At 72.0% G+C, this 21369-nt stretch carries 22 protein-coding genes; 15 read left to right on the forward strand and 7 right to left on the reverse strand.

From position 1 onward, the window contains the following. Positions 1–58 precede the first annotated feature (58 nt). Entirely contained in the window at positions 59–1138 is a 1080-nt protein-coding gene (locus VO99_RS03105; protein WP_198156853.1) for a redoxin domain-containing protein, read from the forward strand. Between the two features lie 47 nt (positions 1139–1185). Here the strand turns inward: VO99_RS03105 and VO99_RS03110 are convergent, their stop codons facing one another. The 3 genes from VO99_RS03110 to VO99_RS03120 all read right to left on the reverse strand — a co-directional run bounded on the left by VO99_RS03110 (position 1186) and on the right by VO99_RS03120 (position 4196). Next, complete coding sequence (locus VO99_RS03110) at positions 1186–1878, reverse strand: B3/B4 domain-containing protein (protein WP_046111343.1); 693 nt, start codon at positions 1876–1878, stop codon at positions 1186–1188. Positions 1879–1943: 65 nt separating this feature from the next. Next, complete coding sequence (locus tag VO99_RS03115; RefSeq protein ID WP_232315250.1) at positions 1944–2792, reverse strand: helix-turn-helix transcriptional regulator; 849 nt, start codon at positions 2790–2792, stop codon at positions 1944–1946. Positions 2793–3002: 210 nt separating this feature from the next. Continuing rightward, positions 3003–4196, reverse strand: a complete 1194-nt coding sequence (locus VO99_RS03120; protein WP_046111345.1) for a CaiB/BaiF CoA transferase family protein — start codon at positions 4194–4196, stop codon at positions 3003–3005. A 208-nt stretch (positions 4197–4404) separates the two neighbouring features. Here VO99_RS03120 and VO99_RS03125 point away from each other — a divergent pair, with 208 nt between their 5' ends. The 11 genes from VO99_RS03125 to VO99_RS03175 are packed head-to-tail and all read left to right on the forward strand — an operon-like array spanning position 4405 to position 13719. Then, positions 4405–5625 carry an ABC transporter substrate-binding protein gene (locus tag VO99_RS03125; protein WP_046111346.1) on the forward strand — a complete coding sequence of 407 codons (1221 nt, stop codon included), beginning with the start codon at positions 4405–4407 and terminating at the stop codon, positions 5623–5625. A 13-nt stretch (positions 5626–5638) separates the two neighbouring features. Beyond that, a complete protein-coding gene (locus VO99_RS03130; RefSeq protein WP_046111347.1) occupies positions 5639–6523 on the forward strand; it encodes a branched-chain amino acid ABC transporter permease in 885 nt (294 codons plus the stop codon). 15 nt (positions 6524–6538) lie between these two features. Further along, the gene (locus tag VO99_RS03135) at positions 6539–7474 is read left to right on the forward strand and encodes a branched-chain amino acid ABC transporter permease (protein WP_046111348.1); all 936 of its coding nucleotides are present in this window, start codon (positions 6539–6541) and stop codon (positions 7472–7474) included. Next, positions 7467–8243 (forward strand): ABC transporter ATP-binding protein, encoded by a 777-nt coding sequence (locus VO99_RS03140; RefSeq protein WP_198156854.1) that lies wholly within the window; start codon positions 7467–7469, stop codon positions 8241–8243. Before VO99_RS03135 ends, VO99_RS03140 begins: the two co-directional genes overlap by 8 nt. 27 nt (positions 8244–8270) lie before the next feature. Then, complete coding sequence (locus VO99_RS03145; protein ID WP_046111350.1) at positions 8271–8987, forward strand: ABC transporter ATP-binding protein; 717 nt, start codon at positions 8271–8273, stop codon at positions 8985–8987. 39 nt (positions 8988–9026) lie between these two features. Further along, positions 9027–9953 (forward strand): branched-chain amino acid ABC transporter permease, encoded by a 927-nt coding sequence (locus tag VO99_RS03150; protein ID WP_046111351.1) that lies wholly within the window; start codon positions 9027–9029, stop codon positions 9951–9953. Further along, the gene (locus VO99_RS03155) at positions 9946–10917 is read left to right on the forward strand and encodes a branched-chain amino acid ABC transporter permease (protein ID WP_046111352.1); all 972 of its coding nucleotides are present in this window, start codon (positions 9946–9948) and stop codon (positions 10915–10917) included. The genes VO99_RS03150 and VO99_RS03155 overlap by 8 nt, the downstream gene beginning before the upstream one ends. Then, the gene (locus VO99_RS03160; RefSeq protein WP_046111353.1) at positions 10914–11675 is read left to right on the forward strand and encodes an SDR family NAD(P)-dependent oxidoreductase; all 762 of its coding nucleotides are present in this window, start codon (positions 10914–10916) and stop codon (positions 11673–11675) included. Before VO99_RS03155 ends, VO99_RS03160 begins: the two co-directional genes overlap by 4 nt. A gap of 15 nt (positions 11676–11690) precedes the next feature. Further along, positions 11691–12614 (forward strand): glutathione S-transferase family protein, encoded by a 924-nt coding sequence (locus tag VO99_RS03165; protein WP_046111354.1) that lies wholly within the window; start codon positions 11691–11693, stop codon positions 12612–12614. 40 nt (positions 12615–12654) lie between these two features. Next, positions 12655–13080: an ester cyclase gene (locus VO99_RS03170; protein ID WP_046111355.1), complete on the forward strand. Its 426-nt coding sequence runs from the start codon at positions 12655–12657 to the stop codon at positions 13078–13080. An 18-nt stretch (positions 13081–13098) separates the two neighbouring features. Further along, on the forward strand, positions 13099–13719 hold the full coding sequence (locus VO99_RS03175; RefSeq protein ID WP_046111356.1) for a glutathione S-transferase N-terminal domain-containing protein: 621 nt from the start codon (positions 13099–13101) through the stop codon (positions 13717–13719). Here VO99_RS03175 and VO99_RS03180 read toward each other — a convergent pair. Continuing rightward, positions 13704–14630, reverse strand: coding sequence for a LysR family transcriptional regulator (locus VO99_RS03180; protein ID WP_046111532.1), 927 nt, complete (start codon positions 14628–14630; stop codon positions 13704–13706). The two genes, VO99_RS03175 and VO99_RS03180, sit on opposite strands and share 16 nt — an antisense overlap. Positions 14631–14779: 149 nt before the next feature. On the opposite strand from VO99_RS03180, the gene VO99_RS03185 reads away from it, so the two are divergent. Next, positions 14780–16213 carry an aldehyde dehydrogenase family protein gene (locus VO99_RS03185; RefSeq protein ID WP_046111357.1) on the forward strand — a complete coding sequence of 478 codons (1434 nt, stop codon included), beginning with the start codon at positions 14780–14782 and terminating at the stop codon, positions 16211–16213. A gap of 13 nt (positions 16214–16226) precedes the next feature. Continuing rightward, complete coding sequence (locus VO99_RS03190) at positions 16227–16982, forward strand: SDR family oxidoreductase (protein WP_046111358.1); 756 nt, start codon at positions 16227–16229, stop codon at positions 16980–16982. Between the two features lie 51 nt (positions 16983–17033). Here VO99_RS03190 and VO99_RS03195 read toward each other — a convergent pair whose 3' ends face one another. Genes VO99_RS03195 through VO99_RS03205 form a run of 3 tightly spaced genes read right to left on the reverse strand, consistent with a single transcriptional unit; the run spans position 17034 to position 20162 of the window. Further along, entirely contained in the window at positions 17034–18728 is a 1695-nt protein-coding gene (locus VO99_RS03195) for an LTA synthase family protein (protein WP_052736059.1), read from the reverse strand. Further along, positions 18725–19366 carry a YceI family protein gene (locus VO99_RS03200; protein ID WP_046111359.1) on the reverse strand — a complete coding sequence of 214 codons (642 nt, stop codon included), beginning with the start codon at positions 19364–19366 and terminating at the stop codon, positions 18725–18727. The genes VO99_RS03195 and VO99_RS03200 overlap by 4 nt, the downstream gene beginning before the upstream one ends. Before the next feature lies 1 nt (position 19367). Next, positions 19368–20162 (reverse strand): CDP-alcohol phosphatidyltransferase family protein, encoded by a 795-nt coding sequence (locus VO99_RS03205; protein WP_052736060.1) that lies wholly within the window; start codon positions 20160–20162, stop codon positions 19368–19370. 134 nt (positions 20163–20296) lie between these two features. Between VO99_RS03205 and VO99_RS03210 the strand changes: the two genes are divergently transcribed. Further along, entirely contained in the window at positions 20297–21325 is a 1029-nt protein-coding gene (locus VO99_RS03210) for a zinc-dependent alcohol dehydrogenase (protein ID WP_157039427.1), read from the forward strand. Positions 21326–21369 lie beyond the last annotated feature (44 nt).

Genomic DNA, 21369 nt, shown 5'->3' on the forward strand with positions numbered 1-21369 from the left:
GGTACAGTGCACCCACGGCATGCCGGCAGACCCCTCCTGCGCAGTGGCCGCCCGACCCATGCCAAGCCCATCGCCGCCCTCCTCCTCACGCCGCCGCTGGGTCCGCAGCGGCGGGCTGCTGCTGGCCAGCGCCTGGTGGCGTTCCGCCGCGGCACAAGGCGCCGCGCTGCAGCCTGGCGGTCGTCCCTTGCCGGACCTGGGTGGCGCCGTGGCCTGGCTGCAGAGCGAACCGCTGTCTGCGCGGCAGCTCCGCGGCCAGGTGGTGCTGGTGCAGTTCTGGACCTTCACCTGCGTGAACTGGCTGCGCACCCTGCCCTACATCCAGGCGTGGTCGCGCAAGTACCGTGCGCAGGGCCTGGTGGTGCTGGGCATCCACACGCCCGAGTTCGGCTTCGAAGAATCGCTGGCGAACGTGCGACGGGCGAGCGGGCAGCTCGGCATCGAGTTCCCGGTGGCCGTCGATTCGCAACGCCAGGTTTGGCAGGCCTTCGGCAACCGCGCGTGGCCGGCGCTGTACCTGGTGGATGCGGCCGGCCGCATCCGCTGGCAGCACGACGGCGAAGGGCAGTACGCGGCCACCGAGCGGATGCTGCAGCAGCTGCTGGGCGAGGCCGGTGCAGCCGGCGTGCCGACCGACCTCGTGCAGGTGCAAGGGCGGAGTGCGCAGGCACCGGCCGACTGGGCCAGCCTGAAAACCCCGGAGATCTACCTCCGCGCCCTGCCCGCCGAACGCGTGGCTGCCGCGCAGGCGCTGGTGGCCGGGCGCCGGCAGTCGTACCGCCGTCCGCCGCAGACGCCGGACAACCACTGGAGCCTGTCGGGCGACTGGACGGTCACCTCCGAGGCGGCCCGCGCCGAGTACGGCGGCGCGGAGTTGACCTGCCGCTTCCATGCACGCGACGTCAACCTGGTGATGGGCTGCCCCGCCGCGGGCGCTGCCGTGAACTTCACCGTGCGCATCAACGGCCGGGCGCCGGGCGCCGCACACGGCGTGGACACCGACCCCGAAGGCCGCGGCACCGCGTCCAGCCAGCGGCTGTATGCGCTGCTGCGCCAGCCCGGCCCCATCGCCTTCAGCGACATCGAGATCACCTTCGACCGCCCCGGGGTCGAGGTCTATGCACTGACCTTCGGCTGAGCTGGCGCACCGACGACCCGCCGATGCAGCGCAGGCCGCAGCGGACATCAAGCGTGGAACACCGGCGCCGCAGCCGACAGCACGGCCCGTGCGTGCACCTGCGCACCGCCCTGTGCCAGTGCCTCGGCCAGGCATGCGAGCAACTGCGGCATGCCGGCCTCCGCGCCGGCATGCAGGGCCTCCGCGACGATCAAGGCCCGCGCGGTGCCCGGCTGCACCGCCGAGGTCGCGCTCTGCCGGTGGCACCAGCGCCGCGCATGCGCCCGCCGCAGCGCATCCGCGAACACGATCTCACCCGGTTCGGGCTGCTCCAGCTCGCCGGCAAAGCTGAGGTAGCTTTCGCTGCCGTCGGCGGGCCGCACCACCAGCGGCCCGGCCACCTGGTCGAGGTCGAACACCGCAATCGGCACGGCGAAGCCGAGCGACACCGCATTGCACAGGTCCACCAGCGGATGCAGCGTGGGCAACGTGCCTTCCTTGCGAAAGCGCCGCAGCAGCGATTCGGCCGCGCAGCGCACCTGCGTCGGCTTGTGGCCCATGGCCGAGAAGGCGCGGCGCCATGCCTGGATTTCCGGCAGCTCGCCCTCGCCGTGCTGCTGCAGGCGTTCGCGGGCCATGGCATGCAGCGGTGCCACGGCGTGGCCGGTGGCCAGCAACGGCGTGATGCCGCCGACGGCCAGCGCACCGCACACCAGCGTGGGATGCGCGGCCCACACCGCGGGACTGTGGAAGAACTGCATGGCGTAGGCGGCTGGGAGTGACGATGCCGTCAGTCTGCGCAGCCGGCGCGCGCCCGTCTTGAACGTTATTGCAGCGGCCTGCGGCGGCCGGCGGCCTGCTGCCACGCACCCGGCGTGTAGCCGAACTGGCGCCCGAACAGCCGGGTCATGTGGCTCTGGTCGGCAAACCCGGCCTGCAGTGCCGCTTCGGCCAGGCCATGGCCATCGCGTATCAGCCGGCGCGCCTGTTCCAGCCGCTGCTGCAGCAGCCAGGCGTGCGGCGGCAGGCCATGCAGCCGGTGGAACTGGCGCAGCAGCTGGAAGCGGCTGCTGCCGGCCAGCCGGGCCAGCTCCGCCAGGCTGGGCGCGGCCGAGGCGGTGTCGGCCAGCCGTTCGCGCACGGTCTCCAGCGCGGCGCCGCCGACCGCGGGGGCCGCGGCCTGGGCGCGGCCGGCATGGGCGCCCAGCAGGCGGCTGCAGCACCGGGCCAAGGCCTCGTCGCAGGCCAGTGCCTGCGCAGCCGGCAGCGACGGCTGCCGATGCCACTGCAGCAGCCGCCCGAACAGCGACTGCAGCGCCTCGTGCAGCCGCGCATCCTGCAGCACCGGGCGGGTGAGCTCGATGGCGTCCGCCGCTGCCTCGGTGCCGCCCCAGCGGGCCAGCTGGTCGGGCTCCAGGTGCAGCATCCACCAGCGGCGCGGTGCACCCTGCAGCGGGCGGCCGTCGTGCACTTCGCCCGGGTTGTGCGCCAGCAGGTCGCCGGCCCGGGCTTCCACCTCGCCGCAGCCGCTGGCCGACCGCTGACCGCCCCGCTCGAGCAGGCCGATGCCGAAGGTGTAGTGCACATGCCGCCCGAAATGCCGCGCGCTGTCGGTCAGCACGCCATGCACACCGTGCCACGGTGCGGGCAGCAGCTGGCAACGGTGGGCGGGCATCGGCACGGGCATGTCAGCCAAGCATAGCTCGCGCCTGTGGGAGCACCTGCCAGGTGCGGTGACGCTGAATGGCTGGCGTGGCGCTGCTCCTGGTCGTGCCACGCGCACGAGGTCACTGCACCCCGACCCCGGGCCGCCACCGGCGCCAGCTTGGCCTGCTCGGTTCCGACGGCCATGCCATGGGCATCGGCCGCGTGGCGCAGAGGCGGCTCAGCGTTCAACCGCTTCGGGCCATGGAGCGAACTCGGCGCGGATCGTGTCACCCTGGGCATCGAGCGCCGGGGCCGGCGCGAAGCCCTGACCTTCCCATTCGACGCTCCAGGGTGAGGCCGGAACCTCCACCATGCGCCCGGCCACCGGCATGCGCCGCGTGCGCAACTGCGGATGCTCGATCAGGTCATGCACCGAGTTGACACTGCCATAGGCGGTTTGCGCCTCCGTCAGGCGGTCGACGATGGCGCCGCTGGGCTCGGCGGCGAAGACCTCGGCGACGACGCCGTCCACGAAGCCGCGGTTCGCCACGCGAGCCGCATTGCCGCTGCAGCGCGGATCCTCGAGCAGCTCGGGCCGGCGCAGCACCACCCGGCAGAAGTCGGCCCATTCGCGCTCGTTCTGGATCGAGATGACCAGGTCGCGGCCATCGGCGCAGGTGAAGGCACCATAGGGCGCGATCGTCGGATGGCGCAGGCCCACGCGCTGCGGCGCCTGCCCGCCATAGCGCGTCTGCAGGTAGGGCACCGCCATCAGCTCGGCGGCCGAGCCGAACAGCGAGACCTTGACCGCCGAGCCGCGGCCGGTGCGCTGGCGCTGCAGCAGCGCCTGCTGGATGCCGATGAGCGCATTCATGCCGGCGGTGATGTCGCACAGCGACACGCCGATGCGGCCCAGCGATTCCGTACCCTGCCCCGCTGCACCGCTGACCGCGATCAGCCCGCTTTCGGCCTGCACCAGCAGGTCGTAGGCCTTGAGGCCAAACAGGCGGCCATCGTCGCCGTAGCCGCTGATGTCGCAGGTGATGAGCCGCGGATACCGCTCCCGAAGCGCCGCCGACCCGATGCCCAGGCGATCGGTCGCGCCGGGCGCCAGGTTCTGGAGGAAGACGTCCGCCTGCGACAACATGCGCTCGAGCAGCGCCAGGTCGTCGGCCTTCTTGACGTCGAGCACGACCGACTGCTTGCCGCGGTTGATCCACACCCAGTACGACGACTCGCCGTGCACCGCACGGTCGTAGCCGCGAGCAAAGTCGCCCTCGCGGCGCTCGATCTTGATGACGCGTGCGCCGGCGTCGGCCAGCCGGCTGCTGCAGTACGGCGCGGCGACCGCCTGCTCGAGCGCGACCACCAGCACGCCCTGGAGCGGACGCGAGCCTTCGGCGGACGCGCCGCGGTTGTCGGGATGCGGCATGGCAGCTCCTGGGGATGTCATGGCCCGGCATTGTGGAAAGCCGGCGCGGCGCCACGGAATTGCTTTTGCGCGAATCCAGCATTGCAGATGCCGCAAGCCGTCCGTTGCGGCGGCGGCAACGCTGCGTGAACTTCTTTGAAATTGCCAGTGCCTGCCGCGCGGCGCGACAGTCCGCCGCCACCGGGCACATACAACACAGGAGACAGCCATGGGCCGCCATGCCACCCGCACCGCCGCTTCGCTTGCCGCCCTCGGCACCCTCACCGCCGCTGCACTGCTGGCCGCCGCGCCGGCCGCCGCGCAGGAGCGCACCGTCAAGATCTACGGCTTCGGCGCCAAGAGCGGCGTCGTCCGCATCTTCGGCCTGAACAGCGAGGCCGCGATGAAGGCCGCCGCCGAGCAGATCAACAAGGCCGGCGGCGTCACGCTGGGCGACGGCAGCAAGGCCAAGCTCGCCATCGAGTACCTGGACGACCGCTGCAACGCCGAGGAAGGCATCAATGCGCTGCGCCGCATCGCCGCGCAGAACGATGCCTTCGTGGCCGTCGGGCCCACCTGCAGCAACGTGGCCGAGCCGGTGTTCGGCATCCTGCAGAAGAAGGCCGGCGACGCCAGCGACTCGGGCCTGCAGTTCCCGCTGTACACCGACGTGGCCGCCAAGGGCGGCCTGGCGTCGATGTCGCAATGGGCCTTCCGCAACGTGCCCAGCGAGTCGGCGATGTACAAGAGCCTGTTCGACTGGATCAAGGCCACCCGGCCGGACATCAAGACCGTCTGGGGTGGCGTCGAGAAGGACTTCGCGCACAGCAACGCGACCTTCAACGTGATGAAGGGCCACGCCGAGAAGACCGGCTTCGAGGTCAAGGGCCAGAGCGAATGGCTGCTGGCCGACACCAGCTTCTCCACCCAGGTGCGCGAGATGCGCCGCGGCGAGGCGGACCTGGTGATGGTCTCGGCCCATCCCTTCACCACCTGCGGCGTGCTCAAGGAGATGCAGCGCCAGGGCGTCAAGCCGAAGATGCTTGTCGGCCTGACCAGCTCGTCGAGCATGGAGACGCTGCAGGGCTGCGCCGCGCAGGCCGAGGGCCTGATCATCCCGACCAGCTTCGCGCCGGTGACGGCGGAGGCGAAGAAGGCGGCCGAGGCGGTGTCCGCGCTGGGCGCCAACATGGACCTGCACAACGCCGCCGCGTGGGAGAACATCTTCACGCTGAAGGACCTGATCGAGAAGTCGAAGATCATGGCGCGGCCCGACACGCTGCAGGCCGACCGCCAGAAGATGCGCGAGGCCCTGGCGTCGATGAAGGAGACCAGCGGCCTGCTCGGCAAGGTGGGCCGCACCGACGACCGCGAGGCGGTCAAGCCCTTCCTGTTCGTGCGTGCGCAGAAGGGGGCCTGGACCGTCGCGCACACCCCGGCCGCCAACTGAGCAAGAGGCTGCCATGACCTGGCTCGATGTGCAGGACCTGGTGCAGTCGGTGGCCGACGGCGTGATGTTCGGCACCACCTATGCGCTGATCGGCATCGGCTTCACGCTCATCTTCGGCGTGATGCACAAGATCAACCTCTCGTATGCCGCGGCCTCGGTCGGGGCGGCCTACCTGAGCCTGCTGGTGGTGCAGATCGCGCCCACGCCGCTCGTCTACGTGGCCGCAGCGCTGCTCGGCGGCGTGCTCGGCGCGCTGGTGTACCTGGTGTGCTTCCGCTTCCTGCCCTTGAACCAGCCGCTGGCCACGCTGATGTCCACCGTCGGCATGCTGCTGCTGCTGGAGGAGGCCATCATCCACGCCACGGCCGGCATGCCGCAGAACTACCCGGCGGCCTTTGCCGGCGTGGTGTTCGACATCGGGCCGTTCATGCTGCGGGGCGACCTGCTGTTCGTCTTCGCGCTTGGCTGCGCGGCGATGGTCGGCCTGAAGCTGCTGCTGGAGCGCACGCGGCTGGGCCTGGCAACGCGCGCGGTGGCGCAGCAGTCGGTCGCCGCGCGGCTGTGCGGCATGGGCGTGGACCGCACCAATGCCAGCACCTTCGTGATCGCCGGCCTGCTCGGCGGCACCGCGGGTGCGATGACGGGCGCGGCCATCGGCGTGCTCTCGCCGCTGCTCACGCTGCCACTGACCGTCAAGGGCCTGGTGGTCACGGTGATCGGCGGGCTCGGCAGCATTCCCGGCGCCATCGTCGCCGGGTTGATCGTCGGCGGCGTGGAGAACCTGTTCCAGTTCCTGCGCGGCGTGGGCGAACGCGACATCTACGTGATGCTGATGCTGTTCGCGTTCCTCGTCTTCCGGCCCGGCGGCCTGTTCGCCGCGCCCGGCGGGCGTGATTGACCGGGAGCCTTCGACATGGACTTCTACCTCGGCCTGTTGCAGGTGATCGGCGTGCACACGCTGCTGGGCCTGTCGGCCTGGTGCGTGCTGCACACCGGCCAGGTCAGCCTGGCGCAAGGCGGCTTCTTCGCCATCGGCGCCTATGGCGCGGGCATGCTCACGGCGATGGCCGGCTGGTCGATCTTCGCCGCGCTGCCGGTGGCCGCGCTGCTGGCCGCCGCGGTGGCGGTGGCGGTGGGCTTCCCGGCCTTGCGCGTCAAGGGCCTGATGCTGGTCGTCGCCACGACCGCCTTCGCCGAGATCGTGCGCCTGGTCTTCTTCAACTTCAGCTGGCGCATCGAGACGCCGTCCGGCCCGGTCGGCCCCGACGGCGGGCTCGGCTTCGGCGGCATCCGCTTCTTCCAGACCAACGGCTGGAGCGCCTGGCAGGTGCTGGCGCTGATCTGGGCGCTGGTCGGGCTGGTGATGCTGGCGCTGTGGTGGCTCGACCGATCGCGCATCGGCACGCTGTGGCGCGCGGTGGGCGAGGACGAGGTGGCGGCGCAAGGCGCGGGCATCGACCTGACCGCCGCCAAGGTCTCGGCCTTCGGCATCGGCGGCGCGATCGCGGGCCTGGCCGGCGGCCTCTTCAGCCACACCACCACCCACATCGAGCACGGCAACTTCACCATCCTGCTGGCCACCTTCGCCATCGCCTACCCCATCCTCGGCGGTTTGAAGAGCCTGGCCGGCACGCTGGTGGCCGTGGTCTTCATCCAGGGCGTGATGGTGGAGGGCCTGCGGTTCCTCGGCGACTGGCGCAGCCTGCTGTTCGGCGCGCTGATCGTGGTGGTGATGCTGGTGCGACCCGGCGGCCTGCTCGGCGCACCGCTGTGGAAGCCCGCGCATGCGCGCCGCGGGCCGGCGCCCCGCCCTGCCAAGCCCATCGACGCGGAGGCCCGCCATGCTTGAACTGGACGACATCTCGCGCCACTTCGGCGGCGTCAAGGCGGTGGACCACCTGACGCTGCAGGTGCGCCGCGGCGAGATCCTCGGCCTGATCGGCCCCAATGGCTCGGGCAAGAGCACGACGGTCAACCTGATCGCCGGCCTGTTCAAGCCGACGGCCGGCACGCTGCGCTTCGACGGGCACGACATCGCGGCGCTGCCACCGCACCGCCGCGCGGAGCTGGGCATCGCGCGCACCTTCCAGAACATCCGCCTGTTCTCGCAGCTGACGGTCTGGCAGAACCTGTGGGCCGCGCGCGTGGTGCGCGAGTCGGGCTGGGCCGGCTTCAAGGCGCGCTGGCTGGCCGGTGCCGGCGCGGCACGCGACGAGGCCGAGCAGCTGCTCGAGTTCAGCGGCCTGGCGGCCCGGCGCGACCAGCTGGCCGGCAACCTGGCCTTCGGCGAGCAGCGCCGGCTGGAGCTGGCGCGTGCCGCGGCGTCGGGCGCCTCGCTGCTGCTGCTGGACGAGCCGGCCGCCGGCATGAACGCGCAGGAGATCGACGAGCTGGATGCCCGCATCCGCAGCCTGCGCGACCAGGGCCGCACGATCCTGCTGATCGAGCACCACATGGAGCTGGTGATGGGCGTGTGCGACCGCGTGGCGGTGCTGAACTTCGGCCGCAAGATCGCCGAGGGCACGCCCGCGCAGGTGCAGGACGATGCCCAGGTCCGTGCTGCCTACCTCGGTGCCGACGACGGCGACGAGCTGATGAATGCCGCGCTGGCGGCCTGACCCCTGCACACCCCGGAGGACACCGCGATGCTCGAGATCACCGACCTGGCCACCGCCTACGGCAAGATCGAGGCGCTGAAGGGCGTGAGCCTGTCCGCCAAGGCCGGCGAGGTCACCTGCCTGCTCGGACCCAACGGCGCCGGCAAGACGACGCTGATGATGACGCTGGCCGGCATCCTGAAGCCGCAGCGCGGCTCGATCCGCTTCGAGGGCGAGGAGATCGCCGGCAGGTCGCCGGCCGAGATCGTCGCCCGGGGGCTGGCGCTGGTGCCCGAGAACCGGCTCGTCTTCCCGGCGCTGACCGTGCGCGAGAACCTGCTCGCCGGTGCCTTCCGTCGCCGCGACGGCGCCGCCATCAAGGCCGACATCGAGCGCCTGCTCGACCGGTTCCCCCGGCTGCGCGAGCGCATCGGCCAGAACGCCGGCACGCTGTCCGGCGGCGAGCAGCAGATGCTGGCCGTGGCGCGGGCGCTGATGTCGCGGCCGCGGCTGCTGCTGATGGACGAGCCTTCGGTCGGCCTGGCGCCCAAGGTCGTCGCCGAGATCTTCTCGATCATCCGGCAGCTGCATGCCGAAGGCACCTCGATCTTCCTGGTCGAGCAGAACGCCCACATGGCGCTGAAGGTGGCGCAGCACTTCTACCTGATGGAGCAGGGTCGCATCGGCTTCTCAGGCAATCCGGGCGAGCTGGCCGAGGACGACGTGGTGCAGCGCGCCTACCTCGGCGAACGGCGCGCGGCCTGAGCCTCGCCCCGCCCCGCCCCCACCCCGCCGGCAGTCGCGATGGTCGAGTTCCTGCAGCGCACCCTCGACGGCCTGCTGCAGGCCGGGCCGTATGCGCTGGTCGGCCTGGGGCTGACGCTTGGCTTCGGCGTGCTCCGGCGCGTCAACCTCGCCTACGGCGCCGGCGCCATGCTCGCCGCCTATGCCGGGGCATGGCTGCATGCACGCATGGGCGCGCCGGCGTGGCTGGTGCTGGCGGTGCTGGTGCTGGGCACGATGCTGGTCGGCCTGTATGTGGAATGGATGTGCTTTGCCGGCGCGCGGCGGGCGCCGGCGCCTGCGGCCCGCGGCCTGGCGGTCGGCGGTGCGGACGGCCGCGAGGTGGCTGCGCTGGCGGCCAGCTTCGCGCTGTGGATGCAGCTCGAGCAGCTGGCGGTCACCCTGCTGCCGCGCCACCTCAATCCCTTCCCGTCGCTGGCGGTGACGGCCGAATGGCGGCTCGGCCCGTTCGGCCTGCGCGGCGACCAGCTGTCGATGCTGATGCTGGCCGCCGTGCTGGTGGCCGCGGTCGCCTGGTTCCTGCAGCACACACGCGCCGGGCTGGCCTGGCGCGCGGTGGCCGACCACCGCGGCGCGGCGCAGGTCGTCGGCCTGGACGTGCCGCGTGTGCAGCGCCTGGCCTTCGTCGCCACCTGCGGCCTGGCGGGCGTCGCGGCCTGCGCGGTGCTTGCGCTGGACGGCCAGGTGACGCCGATGTTCGGCATGTGGATGCTGGTCAAGGGCCTGGTTGCCGCCATGCTGGGCGGGCTGGGCTCGGTGCGCGGCGTTCTCGTCGGCGCGGTCGTGCTCGGCGTGCTGGAGGCCCAGGCGCAGGCGGCCTTCGGCGCGATCGGCCGCGACGCCACCGCCTGGGCGCTGCTGCTGGGCGTGCTGGTGTGGCGCGCGGCGCGCGGCGGCGGCGGTTCGCACGGGCTGGCGCATGCGTGACGCGCTGTGCACCACGGACGGCGGCGTCGGCCTCGCGACCGACCTGGCGGTCCTGTCGCTGCTGGCGATCTCGGCCTGGCTGGTGCTGCGCAGCGGCCGCATCTCGCTGGGCCAGCAGGCCTTCTTCGCGATCGGCGCCTATGCGGCCGCCATCGCCACCACGCTGATGGACTGGCCGCTGGCGCCGGCGCTGCTGGCCGCCGCGGCCCTGGGGGCGGCGGCGTCGGCGCTGGTCGCCGGTGCGATGTCGCGCCTGAGCGGCCTGCATTACGCGGTGGCCACGCTCGCGTTCGCGGAGCTGGTGCGGCTGGGCCTGTCGGCCTGGCACTGGCGGGTGCCGGCCGACGACGGCTCGCAGGCCGGGCCGGACGGCGTGCACGGCTTCCGCGACATCCGCTGGCTGCTGGCCAACGGCGTCACGCCGGAGCAGTTCGCGCTGATGGCGCTCACGGTGCTGGCCATCGTCACGCTGGCGCTGGTGCTGCTGATGCGCACGCGCTTCGGGCTGGGCCTGCAGGCGGTCGGCCTGGACGACACGCTGGCCGACACCAGCGGCTGGCCGGCGGCGCGGCTGCGCGTCGCCGCCGCGGCCCTGGCCGGCGCCCTGGCCGCGCTGGGCGGCGGGCTGTATGCGCACCGCACCACCTTCATCGACCCGGCCGTGTTCGATCCGATGCTCGGCGTGCATGCGGTCGGCTATGCGCTGATCGGCGGGCTGGCGAGCGTGGCGGGCCCGCTGCTGGGCACCGCGCTCGACCTCGGCCTGCTGGAGGCCACGCGCTGGTTTGAGGGCTGGCGCATGGTCGTCTTTGGCGGCCTGGTCGCACTGTTCCTGCGCTGGCGGCCGCGCGGCCTGCTCGACGAGGCCACGCTGGCCGCCCTGCGCGCGCTGCCGCGGCGGCGCACCGCTTCACCTGCGGCGACGGACCGCCGTTCCTCCTTCACCACCAGGACCCACCCATGAGCACTCCCCACGACCTCCTGTCCGGCCGCACCGTGATCGTCACTGGCGCGGCCACCGGCATCGGCCAGGCTTTCGCCATCGGCTGCGCGGCGCAAGGCGCCAACGTCGTCGTCGCCGACCTGCATGCGGCCGACGAGACCGTCGCTGCCATCGAGGCGAGCGGCGGCCACGCGCTGGCGGTGCGGGTCGACGTCGCCGACGACGACTCGGTGCAGGCGATGGCACGCGCCGCCCTGCAGCGGTTCGGCCGCATCGACGGCCTGGTGAACAACGCCGCGTACTTCCGCGAGGTCAAGCTGACCCCCTTCGAGGAACTCGACCCCGCCCAGTGGGAGCGCATCTTCGCGGTCAACGTCAAGGGCGTGTGGCAGTGCTGCAAGGCCGTGATGCCCGCGATGCGCGAGCAGAAGTCCGGCGCCATCGTCAACATCGCCTCGGTGGTGGCGGTGGCCGGCCAGCCCGGCTACCTCCACTACGTCGCAACCAAGGGCGCGGTGCTGTCGATGACCAAGGGGCTGGCCAAGGAGTGCGGGCCGCACGGCGTGCGTGTCAACGTCATCGCGCCGGGCTTCGTGATCACCGACGCAACCAGGAACCGGCCGCTGGAGTGGCAGCAGAGCTTCCTGAAGGCGCGCGCCATCTCCCGCGAGCAGCGGCCCGACGATTTGGTCGGCACGGCGCTGTACCTGCTGAGCGACCTGGCCGGCTTCGTCTCCGGCCAGACCATCGTGGTGGACGGCGGCCACATCATGTACTGAGCCTGGAGACACGCCATGCCCGACCTGATCCTGCACCACTACCCCTTCTCCACCTTCTCCGAGAAGGTGCGGACCGCGCTGGGCCACAAGGGCCTGGCATGGCGCTCGGTCGAGATCGCCGGCATGCCGCCGCGGCCGCTGCTGGCCCCGCTGACCGGCGGCTACCGGCGTGCGCCGGTGCTGCAGGTGGGCGCCGACATCTACTGCGACACCCACGTCATCCTGCCCGCGCTGGATCGGCTGCATCCGCAGCGCACGCTGTACCCACCGGGCAGCCAGGGCATCGCCGAGGGGCTGGGCTTTGCCTGGGAGCGGCAGCTGTGGATCCCGGTCATCGGCGTGCTGGTTCATTTCATCGGCGAGCACATCCCGCCCGAATTCATCAAGGACCGCAAGGAAGGCTACCTGGGCATCGACATCTCCAGGCCGGCGATGGCGCCGCAGTTCCCGCAGCACCTGCAGGCGGTGCGCGCGCAGCTCGGCTGGCTGAGGCAGGCGCTGGCCGCGCAGCCCTTCCTTCTCGGCGACGCCCCCAGCGCCGCCGACCTGGCGGTGTGGCAGACGATCCACCTGCTGCGCAAGAACTGCCCGCCGGAGGTGGATGCGCTGCTCGGCCTCGCGCCGCTGGTGCCCTGGTACGAGCGCATCGCCGCCATCGGCCACGGCACGCCGGCTGCGATGAGCGCCGAGGAGGCCTTCGAGGTGGCGCGCGCCTCGGCACCTGCCCCGGTCAGCCACCTGGCGCCCGATGGCGACCCCGGCGGCCTGCGAGCCGGCTGCCCGGTGACGGTGACCCCCGACGACAACGCGCGCGTGCCGGTCAACGGCACGCTGGTGGCGGCCAGCGACCACGAAGTGGTGATCCACCGCCACGACGCGCAGGCCGGTGACCTGCACCTGCATTTCCCGCGACTGGGCTTCGACGTCGTCGCGGCCTGAGCCATTCCTCGATCCACACGACAACGACAGGAGACCGCCGATGGACATCAGCATCCTGGAAGCCAACAAGCAGCTCTGCCGCGACTACTTCAAGGCCTTCCTCGCCCGCGACACTGCATGGATGGCCAGGCACATCGCGCCCGACTTCGTGCGGCACGACCCCGGGCTGCCCTTCGAGGTGCGCGGGCCGCAGGGCGTGGCACAGCTGCACGATGCGCTGATGCCGGCCTTTCCGGACATGGTGCTGCCGCTGCAGGACTTCGTCGCCGAGGGCGAGAAGGTGCTGGTACGGCTGCGCGTGCAGGCCACGCATACCGGCCCCCTGGGGGACATGGCCGCCACCGGCCGGCGCATCGACATCGGCGTGCTCGACCTGTTCCAGATCCGCGACGGCGTGCTCATCGAGCATTGGGCGCTGCTCGACAACCTCGGCATGCTCAAGCAGCTCGGCGCGCTGCCCGCCTGACGCCGGGAGACCCACACCATGCAACTGCTGGCCAACACCACCTCGCCCTTCGTGCGCCTGGCGCGCACCGCGATGATCGAGAAGGGACTGGACATCGAGCCGACGCTGGTCGATCCCTGGGCCGACGACGAGCGCCTGCGCGCGGCCAACGCCGCCACCCGGGTGCCGACGCTCGTGCTCGACGACGGCACGCCGCTGACCGAAGCCATGCTGATCGTGCAATGGCTGGAAGCCACGCGCCCGGCGCCCGACTGGCCGAGCCTGGTCGGCCCGGCAGCCGGCGCCGCCGGCGTGCTCTCCCGCGCCGGCATCGCCATGGGGGCGATCGAGGCCTCCGTGATCACCATCATCACGCGCAAGGTGACCGCGCCCACGCTGTTCGACGAGACGCCGGTGGGCCTGCGGCGCCGCCGCTCGATGGTCGAAGGCATGCTGCGGCTGGAAGCCCGCGCCGGCGAGATACCGGCCACCGGCACGCCGACGCTGGATGCGATCGCGGCGGTGACGCTGCACGACTACCAGCAACTCCGCTTCGCCGACCAAGCCTGGCTGCCCGCCACGCCGGGCCTGAAGGCGCTGGCGCAAGCGTGGAATTCACGCACCTCGTTCGCGCGGACGAAGCCCTACATTCCGGCCTGAGCCGGAGCCGGCGCCAGGTCGCCGGGGGCCGCACACCCTTCCAGGTGGGCGGCCAGCAAGCCCAGCGGCGTCTCGCGCGGCGGCTGGCTGCGCATGACGATGCGCATGCGCCGCCATGCCCATTCATCGGTCAGCGGCAGCACCTTCAGCTGCATCGCCGGTGCGAAGCTGCGGGCCGCGGCCATGGGCAGGATGCCGATGCCCAGGCGCGCCTCGACGGCGCGGCACACTGCCTCGAAGCTGCGCACCTGCACCCGCAGCGCCATCGGCCGCAGGTGCTGCGCCGCCTGGCCCGACAGGAGCCGCGTCAGCGTGCTGCCGCCCTCCAGCCCGACCAGGTCGCGCTCGAGCAGCTCGTGGAAGGACACCGCCTCGCCATCGAGCGGATCGTCGTCGCGGACGACGGCGGCAAGCCGGTCGCCGCGGTAGCCGCGCGACCACAGGCCGTGCAGGTCGGCACCCTCGACCACGACGCCGAGATCGGCCTCGCCGCTGCGCACCCGCCGCACCGCTTCCTCGCTCCAGCATTCCTCCAGCACGATGCGCACCTCGGCATGGCCGGCCTGGAAGCTGGCCACGTCCGCCGGCAGGAACTGCGTCATCGCGGAGGTGTTGCCGTGCACCCGCAGCACCGCATGCTGGCCGCTGGCGTAGTTGCCCATCTCGGCACGCATCTGCTGCACGCCGGCCACCACCTCGCGGGCCAGCTTCAGCAGGTGGTCGCCGGCGGGCGTGAGCTGCAGCCCGCGCGAATGACGCTCGAACAGCGTCGCCTTGAACTGATGCTCCAGCAGCGAGAGCCGCCGGCTTGCCGCCGGCACGGTGATGTGGCTGGCTTCGGCGGCGCGGGTGAGGTTGCCCATCTCTGCGGCACGCACGAACAGCGCAAGGGAATCGAGGTCCGGCAGCATGCGCGGATTGTCGCCCGCGGCGACAGCGGTTTGCTTGCCGCGCAAGGCGCCGTTGCCGACTTTCCAATTCAGCCGCCGCGGCCGGCTGCCTACAGTGCGCGGGCATTGCACAGCCGCAAACACCGCCTTGAAGGCAACAGGAGCGTTCCATGAAGCAGATGTTCATCGGTGGCCGCTGGGTCGCCGCCCGCGATGGCGCCACCCTGCCCGTCGCCTCGCCGGCCGACGGCGAGATCTTCGATCACATCGCCCGCGGTGCGGCCCATGAGGTCGACCTTGCCGTGGCGGCGGCCCGCGCGTCGCTCGACGGCGCCTGGGGCCGCATGACCGCCACCGAACGCGGCCGCATCCTGGTCAGGATCGGGGAGGCGGTGCTGGCGCACGAGGAAGCGCTGGCCCAGCTCGAGGCCCGCGACACCGGCAAGCCGATCACCACGGCGCGCAACGACATCAAGGTGCTGGCGCGCTACTTCGAGTTCTACGGCAGCGCGGCCGACAAGGTGCATGGCCAGACGATCCCGTTCCTGGGGGGCCACCAGGTGAGCCTGCTGCGCGAGCCGCTGGGCGTCACCGCGCACATCATCCCCTGGAACTATCCGGCGCAGATGCTGGGGCGCACCGTGGCACCGGCGCTGGCGATGGGCAACGGCACCGTGCTCAAGCCGGCCGAGGACACCAGCCTGTCGGCGCTGCGGTTTGCCGAGATCGCCACCGCCGCAGGCCTGCCGGAAGGCGCGCTGAACGTGGTCACCGGCCTGGGCGAGGAAGCCGGCGCCGCGCTGGCTGCGCACCCGGGCATCGACTTCATCTCCTTCACCGGCAGCAACGAGGTCGGCACCCTGGTGCAGCAGGCGGCGGCCAGGAACGCGGTCAAGTGCGTGCTGGAGCTGGGCGGCAAGTCGCCGCAGATCGTGTTCGACGACGTGGACGCCGAACGCGCCGTGCCGATCATCGTGCGTGCCATCGTGCAGAACGCGGGCCAGACCTGCACCGCCGGCAGCCGCCTGCTGGTGCAGCGCGGCATCTACGACAGCTTCGTCGGCCGCGTCGCCGAAGCCTTCGCGAAGGTGCGCGTCGGCACGCCGGCCATGGACTTCGACTGCGGCCCGGTGATGAACCCGGCGCAGCGCGCACGGGTGCAGCGCTACATCGACGAGGCGCGGGCCGCGGGCATCCCGGTGCTGGCCGAAGGCACCGTGGCCGCCGATGCACCGAAGACCGGTTACTACGTGCGGCCGACGCTGTTCGGCCCGGTGCCGCGCGATGCGGCGCTGGCGCGCGAGGAGGTCTTCGGCCCGGTGCTGGCAGCCATGCCCTTCGACGACGAGGCGGATGGGATCGGCCTGGCCAACGGCACTGACTACGGCCTGCTGGCAGCGGTGTGGACCGAGAACGCCGGCCGGCTGCAGCGCGTGGCCAAGGCGGTCAAGGCCGGCCAGGTGTTCATGAACTGCTATGGCGCCGGCGGCGGCGTCGAGCTGCCCTTCGGCGGCACCCGGCGCAGCGGCCACGGCCGCGAGAAGGGCCTGCTGGCGCTGGAAGAAGTCAGCAGCACCAAGACGCTGGTGCATTACCACGGCTGACCGGAGCGCGACGATGGGACAACTGCAAGGCAAGGTCGCGATCGTCACCGGCGGCGCTGCGGGCTTCGGCGAGGCCATCGTGCGGCACTACGTCGGCGAAGGCGCGCGGGTGCTCATCGCCGACCTGCAGGCCGACCGGGCGCGGCAACTGGCCGCCGAACTCGGCGGCGAACGGGCTGCGGCGGTGGATTGCGACGTCGCCGACGGCGCCTCGGTCGCCGCGGCGGTGCGGGCCTGCGTCGAAGGCTTCGGCACGCCGGACATCGTCGTCAACAACGCCGGCACCACCCACGCCAACCAGCCGATGCTGCAGGTCGACGAGGCCACGTTCGACCGCATGTTCGCGGTCAACGTCAAGTCGATCTACCACATGGCGCAGGCGGTGGTGCCGCTGATGCGGCAGCGGCGGGCGGGCGTGATCCTGAACGTCGGCTCCACCGCCGGCATCCGCCCGAGGCCGGGGCTGACCTGGTACAACGGCTCGAAGGGCGCGGTGAACCTGCTGTCCAAGTCGATGGCGGTCGAGCTCGGGCCGGACGGCATCCGCGTCAATGCCATCTGCCCGGTCATCGGCGAGACCGCGCTGCTGGAGAAGTTCATGGGCGTGCCCGATACGCCGGACAACCGCGCCAGGTTCATCGCGACGATCCCGCTGGGGCGCCTGTCGAAGCCCTCGGACGTCGCCGCTGCCGCGGTCTTCCTGGCCAGCGACGCCGCCTGCTTCATCAGCGGCGTCGAGCTGCCGGTGGACGGCGCACGCACGGTCTAGGCGGCCGGCGGCGGCGGCCGTCCGGCGACCCGTGCCGACGCTGGCCGGTGTTCATGGCCCCGGCCGAGGACGCTCGGGTCGATCGAACGCCCGCAGCAGCTGCGCGGTCAGCTCGTGCATCGCGCCGAGCGGGGCGTCCGGGGGCTGCAGCCCGCTGACGAAACCCTGGTCCAGCAGGCGTTGCAGCAAGGCCGCGTCGCTGCTGAAGATGTGCACCGGCACGTCCCAGCTGGCCCCGGGTCCGGTCACCAGGGCAGGCGGCTGGTGGTCACCCACCATCACCAGCACCAGCGGGAGCGGCGCAAGCTGCCGCAGGTAACTGGCCAGCCACTGGAACTGGTAGCGCATGGCCTGGATGTAGTTGGGCATCGGCTGCTGCAGCGCCAGCGGCATGGCGCGCGCTGCCGCCGCCTGGGCGGCGGTGTAGGCCTCGGGCCCGTTCAAGCCCGACCAGTCGTCGACGAACGGCGCCAGCGGGTGGAAAGGCGCATGGGTGCTCACGCTGGGAAAGACCACGAAGCGTGGCTTGCGCACCGCGCCGCCGTCGGCACCGGGCACCAGTTCCTGGCCGTGCAATGCCGCCATCGCGGCCTGGTCAGGAATGCGCCAGTAGCCAAAGTCTGGCCCGATGTAGCCGATGGCGGCATCGCCGGCCATGCGCTGGTAGCCGTAGAAGCTGCCTTCCGGCCAGGCCCGCTTGATGCCGGGCATCCAGCCGACGGTGCGGTAGCCGTGGCGGGCGAAGTGGCTCACCAGGGTCGGCCGGCGGGTGGTCAGCAGAAGCGCATGCTCGTCGGGCCCGGTGATGGCCAGCCCGCTCAGCACGCTGGCATGGGCCAGCCATGAGGCACCGCCGAAGCTGGGCGAGCGCAGGCGCGCCGACACGACGCCGCGGCCCGTGTCGGCCGCGGCCTGCGCCAGGGTCGCGCGCGGGCCCGCCAAAGCGGCCGCCAGTTCGGGCAGGTCGAAACTGCTGGCGCCATAGGACTCGGCAAACATCAGCAGCACGTCGGCTTGCGCTCCGGCGCCCTTCAATCCATCCAGGTTGGTGTCGAAGGCGGGGCTTGTTCCCAGGACCGCTTCGCCCTGCGCCGGCAGCAGCACCCGGGCCAGCAGCAGGGCCTGCTGCGTCAGCGTGGGCGTCAAGGGCAGGCTGAAGAACCAGCGCGTATCGCGCTGGGCCGGCACGTAGGCCACGAAGCTGGCCGCCAGCGCCGCCACGGTGGCCAGCAGCATGTGGCGGGGGCGCCGCGAGGCCAGGCAGCGGGCCAAGGCGAGCAGCGCCATGCGCGCGCCCAGCCAGGTGAGCACCAGGCCAGCCACGAAGGCCAGCATGGCCGCGGTGGCCTGACCCGGTGACACCGACTGCAGCGCCAGCCGCAGCAGCTCCATCGCATGGCGGCCGTCCCAGTACAGGTTCAGTGGCCGGCCCAGCACCGCCGGCGCCGTCACATCCGCATAACGCACCGCGACCAGCAGCACGAAGACCGTCGCCAGGCCGCTGGCCGCGCGCACGCCCAGGTGGCCGCGCCAGGCCACCCAGGCCAGCAGCGCCGTCACCGCCAGGCACAGCTCGAACGACAAGCGCGGCATCCAGTGCACGCCGAAGCCCGGCCACCGGTTCTCGAAGCTGAGCAGCGCGTTGAGGAACGCAAACGCCAGCCCGAACCGAAGCAGCCAGCCCGCGGCCTGACGCAAGGAAGCCGCCGGCACCGAGGTGCCGGGCGGCGGTGCCGGCGGTCTCACTGCCGGATGGCTTCGAACTCGATGATCAGCGACACCTCGTCGCCGACCCAGCCGTTGGCCACGGCGTAGTTCATGCCGAAGGCGCTGCGCTTGAAGCTGCCTCGCGCCGACACACCCATCACGTAGGGCTTGCGGCCCAGGCCGCCGAGGGGGGAATCGGCGCTCTTGTTCCAGGTGGCCTGCAGGGTCAGCGGCTGGGTCTTGCCCAGCAGCTGCAGCTGCCCGGCGATCTCGAAGCTGCGCTCGCCGATGCGGCGCATGCCGTCGGCGGTGAACACCATGCGCGGGTGCTCGCTGCTGTTGAGGAAATCCGCGCCCTTGAGATGCTCGTCGCGCTGGCGCTGGTTGGTGAAGACACTGGCGGTGTCCACCTCGATGCGCAGTGCCGACAGCTGGGCGGTGGTCTCGTCGAAGCTGTAGCCGCCCCGCGCCGTCCTGAACATGCCCAGCGTCTTGGCATAGCCGACGTGGTCGACGAGGAAGGCCACGGTCAGGTGGTTCGGGTCGATCTCGTAACGCGCGGCCTGCGCCGACGCCGATGACACGGCGGCCAGGCCCAGGCCCGCCGCCAGCCATCGGGCAAGCCAGGCGCGACGGGATCGGCACAGGGCGGTAGGTTCCGAGCGGATTGCGTGCATGTCAGGGCTCGCGGGTTGAGGAGCGCTTGCGCGCCAGGGTGCGGATGTCGATGGCGAAGGACAGGCCAAGCAGCCCCAGGCTGCAGGCCGCCACCGCCGAGGCAACCGCGGGTGTGACGATCGGCACCAGGCAGACGATGAGGCCGGTGATCTGCACCACGCACACCGTCTGCCGGCGCCGGCTGGGAGCCAGCGGTGCGGCCAACCAGGGCCAGACGCCGGCCGCCGCAACGAAGGCATAACGCATCAGGCCGGCGGCCAGCACCCAGGGCCCGGCCTGCCCGGCCAGCCAGACCCCGGCGCACAGCACCAGGATGAAGGCGGCGTCGGCTTCCATGTCGAAGCGGGCCCCGAAAGCGCTGGCCAGGCCGCTGCGCCGGGCCAGCACGCCGTCCAACGCGTCCAGCAGGGCGGTGACGGTGGCCAACACCACCGCCGCCCAGGCCAGGGCCGCGGTGCCGGGCGAAGCCCAGGGCGGGGCCCAATCCGCCTGGCCGATCAGGCCGACGAGCACGCTGGCCAGCGCCAGGCGCAACAAGGTCACGCCGTTGGCGGCCCCGAACCGGGCATACGGATGCGCGCCCGTGCGCAGGCCGTGGCGCACGAGCAGGACACCAGCGCCGAACCACAGCAGGGCCAGGCCCCAGGAAAGGAGAGCAGATCCCAGCCCCAGCCTGGCCAGCCACGCCAGACCGGTGGCCAGCAGCACCCCGACCGAAGCGACCCACACCACGGCGCGCCACAGGCTGCGCGCCAGCAGACCGGGCGGCGAAAACGGGGGGCACTGCACGTCCATGGGGTGGAACGTACCATCGTGCACGAGACAACGTACGGCGAGCAGGCATCCGAGCAGGTTGCGGGGCTTGCCGAGGTGCAGCCGGCCGCGCCGGATCGACGACCTGCAACGCCTTGAACACCCCGCCTTCCACCGTGGCCACCCTCTCTGCCACCGCCGTTCAGGCGGATGCGGCCGCCAGCGCCTGCTGGATCATCGCCCCCGGCCGGGCCGAGCTGCTGCCCGAGCACCTGCCACCGCTGGGCGACGGCGAGGCCCGCGTGCGCACCCTGCACAGCGCCATCAGCCGGGGCACCGAAGGCCTGGTGCTGCGGGGCGAGGTGCCCGCCAGCGAGTACGCCCGCATGCGCGCACCTTTCCAGGCCGGCGAGCTGCCCGGGCCGGTGAAGTACGGCTACATCAACGTCGGCCGGGTCGAAGCCGGCCCCGCCGAACTGCTGGGGCGCGAGGTCTTCTGCCTGCATCCGCACCAGACGCTGTTCCAGGTGCCTGCACACGCCTTGCTGCCGCTGCCACCAGGCGTGCCCGCGGGCCGCGCCGTGCTGGCCGCGCTGCTGGAGACGGCGATCAATGCGCTGTGGGACGCTCCACCGCGGATGGGCGACCGGGTCGCGGTGGTCGGCGGCGGCACGCTCGGCCTGCTGGTGGCCTGGCTGGCTGCGCGGGTGCCGGGCTGTCGCGTGGAGGTGGTCGACACCCTGTCGGGCCGTTCGGACCTGGCCGCAGCCCTGGGCGCCGGCTTTGCGCTGCCTGACGATGCCGCCCCCGAGGCCGACCTCGTGGTGCACACCAGCGGAACCGCGGCCGGCCTGGGCACGGCGTTGCGGCTGGCCGGTTTCGAGGCCACGGTGCTGGAGCTCAGCTGGTACGGCAGCCGCCCTGTGGCGCTGACGCTGGGCGAGGCCTTTCACGCGCGGCGCCTGGTGCTGAAGAGTTCGCAGGTGGGCAGCGTGGCCGCCCCGCAGCGCGCGCGCTGGAGCCACCGGCAGCGTCTGGCGCTGGCCTTGTCGATGCTGGACGCGCCGGTGCTGGACCGCCTGATCACCCATGTCTCGCCGTATGCCGAACTGCCCCGCGTGATGAATGCGCTGGCCCGGATGGACGAGGCCATGCACGGCCTCGGCACCCTGTGCCACCGCATCGACTACCCCCCGGGTGCCTGACCCCCGCTGCCGATCCCGGCCCCACCACACCAGCCCCAGCCACC

Origin of the sequence: Aquincola tertiaricarbonis (genome assembly GCF_000969605.1) — a bacterium.
GTDB lineage: Bacteria > Pseudomonadota > Gammaproteobacteria > Burkholderiales > Burkholderiaceae_C > Aquincola > Aquincola tertiaricarbonis.